Origin of the sequence: Hyphobacterium sp. (assembly GCF_043584775.1) — a bacterium.
Classification (GTDB): Bacteria; Pseudomonadota; Alphaproteobacteria; order Caulobacterales; family Maricaulaceae; genus Hyphobacterium.
On sequence record NZ_CP121327.1, the window covers coordinates 75,740 to 89,924 of the forward strand.

General features: G+C 60.3%; 15 protein-coding genes. 2 read left to right on the forward strand and 13 right to left on the reverse strand.

Going from position 1 to position 14,185, the window contains the following annotated elements; genetic code table 11:
- Positions 1 to 32 precede the first annotated feature (32 nt).
- Positions 33 to 884, forward strand: coding sequence for a 1-acyl-sn-glycerol-3-phosphate acyltransferase (locus P0D52_RS00425; protein WP_394693483.1), 852 nt, complete (start codon positions 33 to 35; stop codon positions 882 to 884).
- Here the strand turns inward: P0D52_RS00425 and P0D52_RS00430 are convergent.
- The 11 genes from P0D52_RS00430 to sdhC all read right to left on the reverse strand — a co-directional run bounded on the left by P0D52_RS00430 (position 881) and on the right by sdhC (position 10,358).
- Positions 881 to 1,261, reverse strand: a complete 381-nt coding sequence (locus P0D52_RS00430; RefSeq protein ID WP_394693484.1) for a VOC family protein — start codon at positions 1,259 to 1,261, stop codon at positions 881 to 883. The two genes, P0D52_RS00425 and P0D52_RS00430, sit on opposite strands and share 4 nt — an antisense overlap.
- A 114-nt stretch (positions 1,262 to 1,375) precedes the next feature.
- Positions 1,376 to 2,479, reverse strand: a complete 1,104-nt coding sequence (locus P0D52_RS00435) for an FG-GAP repeat domain-containing protein (RefSeq protein ID WP_394693485.1) — start codon at positions 2,477 to 2,479, stop codon at positions 1,376 to 1,378.
- An 84-nt stretch (positions 2,480 to 2,563) separates the two neighbouring features.
- Positions 2,564 to 3,343, reverse strand: a complete 780-nt coding sequence (locus P0D52_RS00440) for a succinate dehydrogenase iron-sulfur subunit (protein WP_394693486.1) — start codon at positions 3,341 to 3,343, stop codon at positions 2,564 to 2,566.
- Positions 3,344 to 3,432: 89 nt separating this feature from the next.
- Entirely contained in the window at positions 3,433 to 4,053 is a 621-nt protein-coding gene (locus P0D52_RS00445) for a hypothetical protein (protein ID WP_394693487.1), read from the reverse strand.
- A gap of 65 nt (positions 4,054 to 4,118) precedes the next feature.
- Positions 4,119 to 4,526, reverse strand: a complete 408-nt coding sequence (locus tag P0D52_RS00450; protein ID WP_394693488.1) for a DUF2306 domain-containing protein — start codon at positions 4,524 to 4,526, stop codon at positions 4,119 to 4,121.
- A 44-nt stretch (positions 4,527 to 4,570) separates the two neighbouring features.
- Positions 4,571 to 6,472 carry a PQQ-binding-like beta-propeller repeat protein gene (locus P0D52_RS00455; protein WP_394693489.1) on the reverse strand — a complete coding sequence of 634 codons (1,902 nt, stop codon included), beginning with the start codon at positions 6,470 to 6,472 and terminating at the stop codon, positions 4,571 to 4,573.
- Positions 6,473 to 6,564: 92 nt separating this feature from the next.
- Positions 6,565 to 6,981: a DUF3052 domain-containing protein gene (locus P0D52_RS00460; RefSeq protein WP_394693490.1), complete on the reverse strand. Its 417-nt coding sequence runs from the start codon at positions 6,979 to 6,981 to the stop codon at positions 6,565 to 6,567.
- Complete coding sequence (locus tag P0D52_RS00465; RefSeq protein WP_394693491.1) at positions 6,974 to 7,384, reverse strand: hypothetical protein; 411 nt, start codon at positions 7,382 to 7,384, stop codon at positions 6,974 to 6,976. The genes P0D52_RS00460 and P0D52_RS00465 overlap by 8 nt, the downstream gene beginning before the upstream one ends.
- Positions 7,385 to 7,766: 382 nt before the next feature.
- The gene (gene sdhA, locus P0D52_RS00470; RefSeq protein WP_394693492.1) at positions 7,767 to 9,554 is read right to left on the reverse strand and encodes a succinate dehydrogenase flavoprotein subunit; all 1,788 of its coding nucleotides are present in this window, start codon (positions 9,552 to 9,554) and stop codon (positions 7,767 to 7,769) included.
- Positions 9,555 to 9,573: 19 nt separating this feature from the next.
- Positions 9,574 to 9,957: a succinate dehydrogenase, hydrophobic membrane anchor protein gene (gene sdhD / locus P0D52_RS00475; RefSeq protein WP_394693493.1), complete on the reverse strand. Its 384-nt coding sequence runs from the start codon at positions 9,955 to 9,957 to the stop codon at positions 9,574 to 9,576.
- Complete coding sequence (sdhC, locus tag P0D52_RS00480) at positions 9,954 to 10,358, reverse strand: succinate dehydrogenase, cytochrome b556 subunit (RefSeq protein ID WP_394693494.1); 405 nt, start codon at positions 10,356 to 10,358, stop codon at positions 9,954 to 9,956. The genes sdhD and sdhC overlap by 4 nt, the downstream gene beginning before the upstream one ends.
- A 157-nt stretch (positions 10,359 to 10,515) precedes the next feature.
- On the opposite strand from sdhC, the gene P0D52_RS00485 reads away from it, so the two are divergent.
- Complete coding sequence (locus P0D52_RS00485; RefSeq protein ID WP_394693495.1) at positions 10,516 to 12,231, forward strand: hypothetical protein; 1,716 nt, start codon at positions 10,516 to 10,518, stop codon at positions 12,229 to 12,231.
- Here the strand turns inward: P0D52_RS00485 and P0D52_RS00490 are convergent.
- Positions 12,228 to 12,746: a hypothetical protein gene (locus tag P0D52_RS00490; protein WP_394693496.1), complete on the reverse strand. Its 519-nt coding sequence runs from the start codon at positions 12,744 to 12,746 to the stop codon at positions 12,228 to 12,230. The genes P0D52_RS00485 and P0D52_RS00490 overlap by 4 nt on opposite strands.
- Before the next feature lie 6 nt (positions 12,747 to 12,752).
- On the reverse strand, positions 12,753 to 14,144 hold the full coding sequence (locus P0D52_RS00495) for an amidohydrolase family protein (RefSeq protein WP_394693497.1): 1,392 nt from the start codon (positions 14,142 to 14,144) through the stop codon (positions 12,753 to 12,755).
- Positions 14,145 to 14,185: the final 41 nt, after the last annotated feature.

Sequence of the window (14,185 nt, forward strand, 5' to 3'; positions counted from 1 at the left end):
GCAGGTATTGTTGGTCGTGCGATGAATGCGACATGGAATATGCCTATGCTCCGCCGAATGACGATATGACCCGCCATGTCGTGGACCGTCTGATTGAAGAGCGCGCGCCGCGTCTCATCTCGCGCCCGCGCCTCTGGACGGCCATTCGCAATATCGCTTACCCGATGCTGGGCTACAGGAAAGCCGTGGCCATCGCCGATGCGATTGCCGACAAGTCCGGCGATGAGACGCTGCACTGGGTGAGCGAGTATCTACACCTGCAGCCGGAACCGGAAAATCTGGATATCGTGCCGGACAAGGGCGGCGTCGTGGTGATTGCCAATCATCCCGGCGGGATTGCCGATGGGGTGGCGGTCTGGGATGCATTGCGGGCCAAACGTCCGGATGTGTGTTTCTTCGCCAATCGCGATGCCTTGCGGGTCAGTCCGGGTCTGGCCGATCTGATCATTCCGGTCGAATGGCGACAGAATCTGCGCAGCCGCGAGAATGCGCGCGAGACGCTGCGCTCGGCGCTGGAGGCCTTCAAGTCAGACCGGTGCGTGGTGATTTTCCCGGCGGGCCGGATGGCCGAATGGAACTGGAAGCGCTTTACGCTGGATGAAAAGCCCTGGGCGCCAACCGCCGTAAGCTTTGCCCGCCGGTTCAAACAACCCATCATTCCGCTGGGCGTGCGCCAGCGCATGCCCATCCTCTATTATGCACTCGCCCAGGTGCATACCGAGCTGAAGGACATGACCGTGTTTCACGGCTTCATGGGCAAGAAGGGCGCGCGCTATCCCTTGCGGTTTGGCGCGCCGATTGATCCGGCCACCCTGCCCGAGAGCGAGGCCGAGGCGACGGCCATCGTCAAGGCCGCTTGCGAGCAGCTGGCCTGGCAGCGCTAACGATGCTGGTCGATCAGCACCGGATTGCCATCCGGATCGGTCAGGGTGAAATGGGCCGGGCCTTCGCTTGAGGCATCAATCAGCTCGCCGACCTCCAGACCTGCGGCGGCGAGGCGCTTTTGCAGGGCGCGGACATCCTCGAATTCGTCCACATTCTTTGCGTCCTGATCCCAGCCGGGATTGAAGGTGAGGCAGTTCTTCTCGAACATGCCCTGGAACAGGCCGATAATGGTCGGGCCATTCTTCAGGATCAGCCAGCCCTGTGCCTGATCTCCGCCCATGGTTGAAAAGCCGAGCGTTTCATAGAACGTCTTCGACGCCTCAATGTCCTTCACGGCGAGGCTGATGGAAAAGGCGCCCAGAGAGCTTTGCGTCATGATGTGTCCTTTCGCGTTTGTGCGATCACGCTAGCGCAAAAAGCGCGCAGGACATCACCCGATCGGGTGGAATCGACATTTCAACGTGAATCAGGCTGCGAATAATCTGACAGTCTAATCGCCGTCCGGGTCGATCCGGTTCAATGCGACGAAATTGACATTCTCGGAGACCGCAAAAACGAGATCCGGTCGGCCATCCATGTCGAGATCGCCAATCGCGACGCCATAAGCTGCGACGGCCTCGTCATAAAGCGTGATCCGCTCGAAGCCGTCTCCATCGCGCAGCCAGACGGCACTCGGCGTGCCGGTATGGGCCGTGACGATGTCTGTCTGGCCATCATTGTCGAAATCGGCCAGCGCGATGCCGTAAACGCCGTCCTCTGCCGTTCCAAATCGCTCGCCGAGTGTGAAACCGCCTGCGCCATCGCCGTGATAGATCGCATTCGCGCCGCCAATGACGGCAACGACCAGATCGGCATGGCCATCGTCATTCAGGTCGCCCACGGCAAGGGAACGGGTTTCCAGCCGGTCCTCGGCGCCGATGAAGACCGGTTCGCCAAAGCCTGCCGCGCCATCATTGACGTAGACCAGAAGACCCTGACCGCCCCGATTGGAGAAGACGAGGTCAAGATCGCCGTCCTCATCAATATCGGCCATCGTGCCGCCAATGGTCTGGTATTCGCCGTCCAATGTAACGGGGTCGCCGAAACCGTTCTCATTCAGGAAAAGAAAATTGACATCGCCGCGCTGGGAAATGACGAGATCGGCATCCCCGTCGCCATCCAGATCACCGGCAATGGATGAGCGGGCCTGGGTGACCGGCCCGAAGGCCTCGCCATCGGAGAAGCGGCCCGTCCCGTCATTTTCCAGATAGAGGCTGGGCAGAAGATCGCGCGCGACGACGGCATCAAGATCGCCATCACCGTCAAAATCGGCCAGCGCCGCAGTATAGCCCGTGCCTTCAACCGTGCCGGCTGGACGCGACGTGCGGAAGAAACCCATTCCATTATTGAAGTAGACGCGGTCCTGCTGGATCCAGTGGCGGCCATTCACGGCAAAGCCGTCGAGATTGCCATCATTATCGAGATCGCCCAGATTGACCGAGGCGGTAAATTCGTCTTCGGAGCCGAACAGATTGTAAGGGTGAATCAGGAAGGGCGAGGCGAAGGCGGCGGCGGGCCAACCGGCAATGGCGAGGGCGATCAGAACAGTGCGCATTGAATTTCCCCGAAACCAGAACGGGCGCATCTTCGCACAGCCGGGCCTTCGGACAACTGACAAGCCTGTTATTCCGGCGTGAGCCTAGCCTTCGCGCTCGACCATCAATTGCTTGATCTTGCCGATGGCTTCGGCCGGGTTCAGCCCTTTCGGGCAGACCTGTGCGCAATTCATGATGGTGTGGCAGCGATAGAGCTTGAACGGATCTTCCAGATCATCAAGGCGCTCGCCCGTCATCTCATCACGGCTGTCGGCAATCCAGCGATAGGCCTGCAGCAGGGCGGCCGGGCCGAGATACTTGTCGCCATTCCACCAATAGGACGGGCAGGCCGTCGAACAGGAGGCGCACATGATGCACTCATACAGGCCATCGACCTGAGCACGGTCTTCTTCCGATTGCTTCCACTCTTTTTCCGGCGCGGCCGTCTTGGTCTGCAGATAGGGCTGCACGAAGGCGTGCTGGGCGTAGAAATCGGTGAGGTCGGGAATAAGGTCGCGAACCACGGGCTGGTGCGGCAGCGGCGCGACGGTGATGTCGCCCTTCACCTCGTCCATGCCCTTTGTACAGGCAATCGTGTTGCGGCCGCCGATATTCATGGCGCAGGAGCCGCATACACCCTCCCGGCAGGAGCGGCGGAAGGCCAGGGAGGAGTCGACATTGTTCTTGATCCACAACAGGGCGTCGAGCACCATCGGCCCGCAATCGTCGAGATCGACGTGGTAGGTGTCCCAGCTGGGATTGCCGCCCGCTTCCGGATCATAGCGGTAGACCTTGAAGGTGCGGGTGTTGGTCGCGCCTTCCGGCTTGTCCCATGTCTTGCCTTTTTTGGGCTTTGATCCGCGTGGCAGGGCCAGCTCAACCATTTGAGACTCCACAAATGTTCATTTCAGACTGGTGCTGAATGTATACCCCGCGGCGGGGAAGTCGACCCGCAAGCGGCAGACGTTTCAGCCTATTCCTGCGCGGCGAGCCACAGCTCGGTGACCGTGACAGCATCGCGCACCAGAATGGCCGCTTCTGCGGGCGGCATGCCGCTGGATTCTCCGGTGGCGAGGATGTCGGCAATGGACAGGGCAGCAGCATCGACCCGGGCCTGATGCGTGGCCCAGTCGCCGCCTCCTTCCGGGGTGATGCCGGCGTCGGCCAGGCGCGCAATCTCGGCATCAATCCGGGCCAGAGCCAGTTCCTGGTCGGCATCGGCTTCGGATGTGAAAATGGCGGGCGGTGTGTCCAGACGGGCAAAGGCACGATAGGCGACAAGAAATTGCGGCAGGAATTCGCGCGCAATGCCCGGCTCTATGCCGTCGATCCACGCTGTCATTTGCGGATCGTCACAGGCGACTGTTGGCACACGCGCGGCGATTTCGGTCTCGAACAGATCCTGAGAGGCAATGTCATAGCCGCGCAAGGCCTGCGCCGTCTGGGTACGGATGGCGGCGGATTGCCAGTCTTCCAGCAGTTCGCATTGCGGGGCGCGGCGGGCCACGATCTCCAGAAACAGGATGGATTGCACTTCCTGTGGTGCAGCTTCGGTCTGCGCCACGGTCAGGGAGAGGAGGGCGGTCAGCAACATGGCAGTCTCCATCGGATCAGGACGTTGAGACTGACGCAGCCGGAAGCTTGCGGCAAGGGAGCCGCCTAGCCGAAGAACATGTCATGCATGATGCGGCCCGGCATGAAGGCGAGTCCGCCGGCGATCAGAATGCCGCCAATATAGAGGCCGATCATGGCGCCGCGATGGGCGCGGATATTCCCCTTTCGCGCGTTATAAAGCGCCAGCGGGACCGAGACATAGGTCAGCGGGACGAATAGATGGATGAAGCCGAAATGGCCGAATACCCGTCCGCTTTCCATGAAGCTGGGGATGAAGATGGCCGCTGTTGCCGTGATCATCATCAGCGCCATGTAGACATAGCCATTCCAGCGATGCAGCGGCGTGCCCTTGGGCAGGGCCATCTGTACGGTTCCGAGCACAAAAGCCGGGACAACGGTATAGAAATGCAGTTGAATGGCCAGCGAGGCCGCCTGCATTGGCTCGAAATCCATGGTCTTCCCCTCATTGCCCAGAATTTGATAATACAATTACTCTGTTATTCAAAGTAAATAATGGCCGGTGCGGGTTGCGGTCCATCATCAAGGAGCTGAACGGTTAAGGGTCCGACGGCAGGAGGCGGCGTCAGGCTTTGCGGATCCGGTGCGGCCAGAAAGGCGCTGGCCGGGATCAGATCGAGGTCGTCGACTTCCATGATATGGTCCGCGCGTCCGGCCAGGGTGCGGGTGTCCAGATTGATGGCCTGCACGGCATTCTCCCTCGGCAGGCTGACATAGAGCCGCCGGTTCCGGGCATCGAGGGCAAGGTTTAACGGGATGGATGGCAGGTCGATGCTGGCGCGGAAGTCGCCGGTGTCTGCGTCAAATGCCGCTATGTCGGAAGCCCCCAGCCGGGCGACCCAGACGTCTCCCGCGATGGCGTGGAACGCGACCGCAATCGGAAACACGCCCTCCACGGGCTGGCACCAGCGGATGGTCAATGCTTCGAGATCAATCCGGCAGAGGGTGCGGTCGCCGGCATTGGCGATGAATACCGCCTCGCCATCGGTAGAGAGGGTCAGACCTTCGGCCTGCGCGCCGGTGGACAAGGTTTGGACCGTGCCGGTCTCCAGATCGATCAGGCCCAGTTCGCCGCGATCGGGATTGGACGTGATGAGGCTTGTGCCGTCCGGATGGAGAATGACTTTGTGGACGCCGTTCCCGACGTCGAACCGGCGGAGAATCTCTCCGCTCTCGCCGTCGATTTCGATAACCTCTCCCACATCCTCACAAGTCACCCAGAAGCGATGGGCTTGCGGGTGGGCTGCAGCACCGTGCGGCCGGTCACAGCCGGGAAGGGCCATGGTGCGCGTCTCTCCGGTGGCCAGATCGATCAGGGCAGCGCCTTCGCTGGGTTCGGTCAGGAAGGGCGGACGCGCAGTGACCGGTTCTGTATGGGGCTCGGGGTAGATGCCTAAAAGCGGCACCAGAGCGCGGCGGCCATCATCCGAGGCGGCGATTTCATGCGGTCCGGTTCCGGCGTGGAAGCGGTCGCGTTCCGCAAGGGTTTCCGGATCGAGCAACACGACCTCTCCGGTGGAGCGCGAGACCGCCGCCAGCACGGGCGGCAGGGGCGCAAATGATTGCCTCGCGACGGTTGGCGATGCCGCGCGTTCGGCGTCCAGCGCGGCACTGGTGAAGCGCCAGAGGCCATTTCCAAAATCGCGCGCATAAAGATCGCTGCCGCCGGTATTCAGCCGCGACAGGGCGACCGCCGGTTGCCAAACGCCATCGACCTGCTGCGAGAGATAAAGGTCGCCGGGCGCGGAAAAGCTCTCCGGACGTCCGGAGGCCTCGAAGATCAGCGTCTCGCCGTCCTGGCTGATACCCACATTCCATTCGCCGCCCGGCGTGTTGATGGCCGGCCCGGCATTGTCTGCCTGCCAGAGGCCGTTTTCATCCTCGACCGCGCGATAGATGTCGCCCGCGCCCATACCTCCCGCCCGCGCGGAAGCAAAATAGAGATGGCCTGCATCATCAAAGGACGGGCTCCATTCCGGCCCCTCCGAATTGACCGGTGCAGGTAATCGCCGGGGCTCGCTCCAGCCGCCTTGTGTGCGGGCGGCGCACCAGATATCGGCATTCTCGTAGGATGAGGCCGGCGCCGTCTCCGTGCGGGTGGAGACAAAGCAGATTTCCTGCCGCACCGGATTCCATGCCGGGTCGGAATTATCGGATGGATCGTCCGGGAAGAGAGGCCGCACGGTTTCAAGTCCGGCGTCATCCATGGCGATGAGGACCAATTCCGAGGGTCCGCTCGCGCCCCAGCGCATGTGCTGGCGCGCGGCCAGAACCGCATCCTCATAAGGCGTATGGGCATAGATCAGACCGGGGTCAGCCTCTTGCTGAGCCAGTGTCGTTGCCATCACGATCAGCCCCAGCCCACTTGCATTCATCAGCATGAGCTCTCTCCCCGAAAACAATCAAGAATGAATGATATTGCGCCAAGCCGTGTCTGACCAGTGCGTTCACGTCGATGTGTTGGCGCCGCCGTTCAGCGCCTCTTTTCCTTGCGGATGACCAGTTTCAGGCCCGACCAGATCTCGTCGACCGCGCACACCTTTATGTCGACGAGGTCCATGGGAAAGGCGGACTCACGCACCGCGTCTTCGGTCATGTCGGTTTCCACCTTGGAGGCCTTCTTGGGCCAGCTCACCCAGATCATGCCGTTCTGCGCGATGGCGAGCCGGGTTTGCGGGAGAAGCGCATTGAGCTGGTCGCGCGACATGACGAAGAGGTGGACAACGTCCAGCTCGCCACCCGGTTCGGGTGTGTCGGTCAGGTCGATGAACTGTGCGGCATCGGTCAGCCAGCGCAGGGTCTCGGGCAGGTTGATGAAACAGATCGCCTGACCGTCTTTCAGGCCGAGCTTCTTTGGTAGGGGGGTGGTGGTGTAGCCTGCGTCAGGCACCGCCGACCTCGCATAATCGTCGCCCAAGCGGCTCGCTTCTGTAGGAGTATTCTGGCCATTGCTCCGGCGAGGTCATTCGCCGCTCAACCCGCTCCGCCGTCTCGATGGGGCCAATCGCCAAAAAACGGTCGGAGGTCGTGTAGTCGCGCTCGACCGAGTAGTGCTGAATGCCGTCCGGGCCGCATGTCTGTAAGCCGATATGCGTATTGCTGTAACCTGCTGCCACCACGGAGGCACTGGAAAACATAGATCTGGCGCGATCATCGGTGGCGCGGCAGAGCCGTGTATCTTCAGGGAGATCGATCCAGCAGATTGAGTATTCGCCGACTAGCGGCGTCTGATCGGAATCACAGGCAGCGCAGGTGAAGGCGAGCAATAGAACGACGAAGATTCGGACGATCATGATTGCAAGTTAGCCGCAATCCGTAGCGGTTTAAAGGCGCCCGCCCAATCGACGTCATTCCCCTCCTTCTTTGTGGGGAGGCCCTGAACCTATGCTCTTTTTTCGTCATCCCTGCGGAAGCAGGGACCCAGAGCGGCGGTGAAGCGACCATTCCATGCGCGCAATATGCGCATCGGCGAAGCGGGCGGCTGGTTGGCGCAAGTCCTGCCAGCGAAAAAGGCGCAACTGGGTCCCGTCTTTCGACGGGATGACGTCCTAATCGGGGACAACGAAACTCCCATCTTCGCCATTTACTCGTCATCACCCGGTTTATCCGGGTGATCCTGGAAACGAGATGCCCCGCACAAGGCGGGGCATGACGATGTCATTGGTGAAACCGGGCCTAATAAACCCGGGCTTTCGGCTCGATATAGGCGATGTCGTTGGACAGGGTGAAATTATGCACGCCGCGATATTTGAGGCTGACCTCGCCGGTCTCGTCGATCCAGGCGAGGGTGTGGGTCATCCAGTTCTTGTCGTCGCGATCCGGGAAATCCTCACGGGCATGGGCGCCGCGGCTTTCCTCGCGGGCGACCGCGCCATTCACCGTGACGGCAGCCTGGGCGACGAGATTGTCGAGCTCCAGCGTTTCCATCAGATCGGTATTCCAGATCATGGTCCGGTCGGAGACATGGATGTCCGGCAGGCCGGCATAGACCTGCTTGATCCGCTCCACGCCCTCATTCATCACCTCGCCGGTGCGGAAGACCGCGCAGTTTTCCTGCATGGCGGCCTGCATGTCATCGCGCAGGCGCGCTGTCGGCGTCTTGCCCTTGGCATTGCGGTATTTGTCGAGACGGGCGAGCGAATTATCGCCTGCGCCTTTCGGCAATTCCGGCTGGCTGGCCGCGGCGTCGACGGTTTCGCCAACGCGCAGGCCGGCGGCGCGGCCAAAGACGACGAGGTCGATCAGCGAGTTCGAACCGAGGCGGTTGGCGCCGTGAACCGAGACGCAAGCCGCTTCACCCACGGCCATCAGGCCCGGCACGGTGATCTCTTCACCCTTGCCGTTCACGGTCAGAACCTCGCCATGATAATTGGTCGGGATACCGCCCATATTATAGTGGACGGTCGGCAGAACCGGGATGGGTTCCTTGGTCACATCGACGCCGGAGAAGACGCGCGCGCTTTCGGAAATGCCTGGCAAGCGCTTGTGAATGATCTCCGGATCAAGGTGATCGAGATGGAGATAGATATGGTCTTTCTTCGGACCCACGCCGCGGCCTTCGCGGATCTCGATCGTCATCGAACGTGACACCACATCGCGGCTGGCGAGGTCCTTGGCGGATGGGGCGTAGCGTTCCATGAAGCGCTCGCCCTCGGAATTGGTCAGATAGCCACCCTCGCCGCGCACGCCTTCGGTGATGAGGACGCCCGCGCCATAAATGCCGGTCGGGTGAAACTGGACAAATTCCATATCCTGAAGCGGCAGGCCGGCGCGCAGCACCATGGCATTGCCATCACCCGTGCAGGTGTGGGCCGAGGTGCAGGAGAAATAGGCCCGGCCATAGCCGCCGGTTGCGAGGATCACATTCTTGGCGCGGAAGCGGTGCAGCGTGCCATCGTCCAGCTTCCAGGCGGTGATGCCACGGCAGACGCCATCATCATCCATGATCAGATCGAGGGCGAAATATTCGATGAAGAATTCGGTCTCTTCCTTCACGCACTGCCCATAAAGCGTGTGCAGAATGGCGTGACCGGTGCGGTCGGCGGCGGCGCAAGTGCGCTGGACCGAGCCTTCGCCATAATTGCGGGTCATGCCGCCAAAGGCGCGCTGATAGATCTTGCCGTCTTCGGTGCGGGAGAAGGGCACGCCCCAATGCTCCAGCTCGTAAACCGCGGCGGGTGCATTGCGGCACAGATATTCGATGGAATCCTGATCGCCCAGCCAGTCTGACCCCTTGACGGTGTCGTACATGTGCCAGCGCCAGTCATCCTCACCCATATTGCCGAGCGAGGCGGAGATGCCGCCTTGCGCGGCCACGGTGTGGGAGCGCGTCGGGAAGACTTTCGAGATACAGGCGGTTTTCAGCCCGGATTGAGCCGCGCCAAGCGCCGCCCGCAGACCGGCGCCGCCAGCCCCGACCACCACAACATCATAGGTGTGATCAATCCACTTATAGTCAGACATGTGTCTCTCTTTTCCCGTATCAGCCAGCCAGGGCGAGGCGGATCAGCGCATAGGCGCCAGCCAGCATCAGCCCGTAAGTGATCAGCGTATTTGCGATCAGCAGGGTGAATTTCAGCCCTGCTCCGTGGATGTAGTCCTCGATCACGACCTGCAAACCCAGCCGCATGTGATAAAGCGTCGCAATCATTGTGATCAGCGTGATCAGCGCGCCAAAGGCCGAGCCGAAAAAGGCGCGCGAAGCGTCCGCATCGGGTGCACCGGAAAAGGTGAAGGCGATCACGAAGATTGGCAGGGCAATCACCAGAGCAATGGCGCTGACGCGCTGGGTGATGAAATGGTGCACGCCGGATTTGGCCGAGCCGAGGCGGTTGGTGCGCTTGGCGGGGGTCATCATCGATTTCATGATGCGCCTCCCGTCAGGGCAAAGCCCCACAGAATGGCCGGCAGGACAAAGGAAAAGACAATGATCCCGACCGAGCGCATGTTCGAGGCTTTCGGATCAAACCCCATGCCCGCATCCCAGAAGAGGTGCCGGATACCATTGAGGAAGTGAAAGCTGACCGACCAGGTCAGAAGGATCAGGCCGAGCCGCGTGATCCACAGCATCGGGCCGTCAAACAGGAAGGCGACACTGCCTTCTGTGCCCGTCGCCAGCATGACCAGCCAGATCGTCAGCGCCAGCGCGCCGAGATAATTTCCGATGCCGGAGACGCGGTGAAAGATGGAAGACAGCATGGTCGGATGCCAACGCCACACCTGAAGATGCGGCGAAAGCGGCCGTGTATCGGTATTTCCGCTGGCCATTTGGATTTCCCTGATCAGACAAAGCCCGTTTCGCGGCAGACAATAAGCCGCGTCGTGGTGGAATCAATGCGCGGGTGCGGTGAGGCGGAACTCGTTGCCGCCACTACTTGCTTGTCTGCGACCGCAGATTGCCATTAGTGTTCGAGAGAGGCCGGAGTTGAACTTCATGTTGAGCGGCATGCTAGTGGCGACTTTACTATCGGCGAGCGAACCCGTTCCGCTGGTTGCATCGATCTTGCCGTCAATTCGGCATGCTGAAGTCGGTGGTGACCCCGTCACCTATTTCGCAACGATTTCCAATGCGGGCACTAATCCGGCAGAGAATTGCCGGATCGAAGTGGACGTTCCGGGAGCAGACTTCGTCTACCGCGCGTACGATGTTGGCGGCGACAGATTTGTTGCAGATGCAAATACGCCAGTCGATATTCCTGCAAATAGCGCCCAGGTATTCGTACTGGGCGTGACGGTTGCAACGGCGCTTGCTCGCACTGATTTTGAACCGCTCTACGCGTGCGATAATGGGGAAGCACTGCCTGTTCATGGCGTCACATCTTTGTCGATTGCCGCGTCAGCGATTAGCGAGCCAGATGTGCTTGTACTTGCCAGCACGAGCTTTGCGCCCGGAATCAACAGGGGCCAGGGCAATTCGGTTTTTGCGGTTGCCATAACCAACTTGAATGGCGTTGAAGGTATTGATGTGCCAATTGAAATTGGCGCTGACTTGCTGGACCGCCGCTATCATGTCCGGTTGGAAATTTGCGAGATTGACGCGCAAGCGCAATGCATTTCGCCACGACAGGAGAGTATTCAAACAACGCTATCGGGTCGTGAAAACAGAGCTTTCGCTGTGTGGGTCGGAGGGCATTTTTCCTACACGCCACCCTATTACGACATCGTTCGCATTCGCACATTGGTTCGCGAAAGGGATAGTCGGGAAATAGTGGGTTCGACAAGCGTTGCGCATGACGGATTCGTTTTCCGGGAGGCGTGTGTCGGAGACGTGGCGGCGTCACCGTGGTCCGGCACGATCCAGCACCAATCTGTTGAACAGGACGGTTCCGGATTTTCGTTCAACAATCTGGTTTTCGACCTGAATTTTTATAGCGACGGGCTTGGTGTTATTTATGCAGTGCCGATTGATGGAACGGGCACCCGCTTTTCCGGGAGCATTGCAAACCCTGTCCCCGATCCGGATTCCAATTGTTTTGATGTGCGCGGAGGCTCCTTCACTCTTGATGCCACAAGCAGTGGGCCGGGCCTGCAAGAGGATTCAATAAGCTTCAGTGGTCCGATACGTCGAACACGGGGGGCTATTTTCGGACGGGATGCGAGCCGGGACGAAAGCGTGACGATCAGCAATTCCTTTCGCGCCTTTTACACCCATACAGATGTTCGTGTGTTCCCGATTTCCTTTCAGCCTGTGAATGATCCGGTCACGACACCCGCGCAGGGGTTAAGCGGCACGTATTCCCCGACGATCATTGCGGCGGCAGGCCCGCATCCAACGGCGAATGAATGGATTGTTTCCGATGATATTGTGACGGGGCGACTGTCCTATCGACCCGGGTCCGGCGAAAGTGAGTTTGACGCAGAGTGTGATGTAATGCTTGGCCATAGCGGCGTGATCATCCCTTCGTCTCTTGGAGATCAACCGCCCAATCCGCATTACCGTGTTCTGGACGGAACCTTTTCCAATTGTACCGGTGGAGCGAATGCGACGGCCCTTGAAGGCAACTATCACGGCGTGATGATCTACCAGCCGTTGACCAGCATTGGCGAGCCGCTGGAAAACGGATTGGAAATCGTCCTTTCGCGAGTTGATGCTACCGAGGACTACCTGCTCTGGTTCGTGTTGCGCACACCCGGGCTTTAAGCCGTGTCGGCTTCCGGCTGTTCGCGGCGTTCGACGCGCAGGATCTCGCCGTCGATATATGAGATGCGCAAATTCATTCCGGTGCGCACAATACCGCCGTCAGTGAAACGTCCGGCGAAATTGAATGCACCTTCATGGACCGAATATTCGAAGCTTTCGCCGCCGACCTCCAATACCTGCTCCGCGGAAACAGGCGACGGGTTGATGACCGTGGCCATCCCTTCCGAGACGGCATAATCGCCGTTTGCGAAAGCCGAGCGCTGACCAAGATAATGGGTTGTTCCGAAATAGGTTGCAGCGATGCCGACAAAAAGGCCCAAAACGAATGTCGGATAGCAGAATACCCGTCCCGTCCAAAGCCAAAACGGGCCGAATACATCAGACAGCCAAAACAGGAAACCGCGGGCGTAGAAAGCGAAAATTAGAATCGACATGATCGAGAGTGCTGGCGCAATCGCCAGATCCCACGGAAAGGCATCCCGGAAATCCCAGACAGTGATCCAGTCACCTTCCAATTTGCATCACTCCACCCGCAGGCTTTCCGGCAGGATCGCCTCGTTGACATTGCCGTCTTCAACGTAAACCACGCCGCCCTTCATGACGAAATCGACATTCTGGAGGAGGCTGGGATAGGTGAGGAGATCGCCATCCACGGCGATGATATCGGCATACATGCCTTCCTGGATACGGCCCCATTCATCCTGAACGCCCATCAGAACGGACGGCCAGTAGCTGGCCGAGCGGATGACATCCATCACCGGCACGTCCAGTTCGCGGGTCCAGATATCGATTTCATTCCAGGTCGACTGGCAATGGAATTTCGTCGGGATGCCGCTATCCGTGCCGACCAGCATGACGACGCCGGCTTCGCGCAATTGCTCGAACTTGCGGCGCAATGTCGGGCGGCGCAGTGGGGTGAGCTGCATGTATTCCAGCTGGTCGACATGCTGCAGCGAGGCTTCGATGTCGGCAATCGTGTCGGGCTGGAGCCCGCGATGCCAGCAGGTATCGTCCAGACGTTCGGGATTGTCGCGCGTGCGCTCGTAATTCCACAGACCCTCAATCGTTGGCGTCCAGTAGAGCGGACCGCCACGCACCCGTCCCTGCGAGGTGCGGCGGCGCAGCGCCTCGATCACTTCGGGTGGATATTCCGGCGCGGTCGTCAGGCCGGTGTGTTCAAAATTGTCCACGCCGACCTCGAGGCCGACGATGATTTCATCCGCCCGGTGCGAGTGACCGACGACGCGAAGCCCGTGGGCATGGGCTTCCTCGACCAGGGCGCGGACGGTTTCCAGCTCCATCTCGTCCTGATCGACCAGCTTGATGACATCGACGCCCGCTTCGGCCAGTTCGCGCACGCGCGCACGCGCCTCGCGCACCGAGGAGATGCCCCAGCGATAATTCTCCGTGCCGGGATAGGGCTCGTTCTGCAGGAAAGGTCCGGAAACAAAGAGGCGCGGGCCGGGCAGTTCGCCCGAATTGATGCGGTCGCGGATGGAGAGGCTTTCTTCCAGCGGCGCGCCCAGATCGCGGGCGGTCGTAACCCCCGCCAGCAATAGCTGCACGGCGGTGGCTGGCATGATCTCGTCTTCCAGACGATCCGCATAGGTGGGGTGCCAGTGGGAGTAATCGGCATGGCCGGTCAGCATCAGATGGGCGTGCATCTCCCACAACCCGGGCAGGACCGTCATGCCTTCGGTGGAGATGATCTCATAGCCCTCCGGCACGATCAGCGAATCCTGATTGCCGACAGCGGTGATGCGGTCATCCTCAACCAGGATGACGGAGTTATAGACGGGCGGGCCGCCATTGCCGTCCAGCAAGGTGCCGCCGACCAGTGCCTGGCGCTCCTGCGCCATCGCCGTTCCGGTGAGCGTCAGGCTGGCGGCAAGTGTGAGCGTACGAATCATCATGATGGCCCCTCCCAAAGCGTTTCAAAAACGATAGGGTGAGC

What these genes read in the sequence shown, in the direction of transcription:
- P0D52_RS00430 (WP_394693484.1), bottom strand. Translation starts at nt 1,261, where the DNA reads ATGACGCAAAGCTCTCTGGGCGCCTTTTCCATCAGCCTCGCCGTGAAG.
- P0D52_RS00455 (WP_394693489.1), bottom strand. Translation starts at nt 6,472, where the DNA reads ATGCTGATGAATGCAAGTGGGCTGGGGCTGATCGTGATGGCAACGACA.
- P0D52_RS00495 (WP_394693497.1), bottom strand. Translation starts at nt 14,144, where the DNA reads ATGATGATTCGTACGCTCACACTTGCCGCCAGCCTGACGCTCACCGGA.
- sdhD (WP_394693493.1), bottom strand. Translation starts at nt 9,957, where the DNA reads ATGAAATCGATGATGACCCCCGCCAAGCGCACCAACCGCCTCGGCTCG.
- sdhC (WP_394693494.1), bottom strand. Translation starts at nt 10,358, where the DNA reads ATGGCCAGCGGAAATACCGATACACGGCCGCTTTCGCCGCATCTTCAG.
- P0D52_RS00450 (WP_394693488.1), bottom strand. Translation starts at nt 4,526, where the DNA reads ATGGATTTCGAGCCAATGCAGGCGGCCTCGCTGGCCATTCAACTGCAT.
- P0D52_RS00445 (WP_394693487.1), bottom strand. Translation starts at nt 4,053, where the DNA reads ATGTTGCTGACCGCCCTCCTCTCCCTGACCGTGGCGCAGACCGAAGCT.
- P0D52_RS00425 (WP_394693483.1), top strand. Translation starts at nt 33, where the DNA reads ATGGAATATGCCTATGCTCCGCCGAATGACGATATGACCCGCCATGTC.
- sdhA (WP_394693492.1), bottom strand. Translation starts at nt 9,554, where the DNA reads ATGTCTGACTATAAGTGGATTGATCACACCTATGATGTTGTGGTGGTC.
- P0D52_RS00435 (WP_394693485.1), bottom strand. Translation starts at nt 2,479, where the DNA reads ATGCGCACTGTTCTGATCGCCCTCGCCATTGCCGGTTGGCCCGCCGCC.
- P0D52_RS00465 (WP_394693491.1), bottom strand. Translation starts at nt 7,384, where the DNA reads ATGATCGTCCGAATCTTCGTCGTTCTATTGCTCGCCTTCACCTGCGCT.
- P0D52_RS00440 (WP_394693486.1), bottom strand. Translation starts at nt 3,343, where the DNA reads ATGGTTGAGCTGGCCCTGCCACGCGGATCAAAGCCCAAAAAAGGCAAG.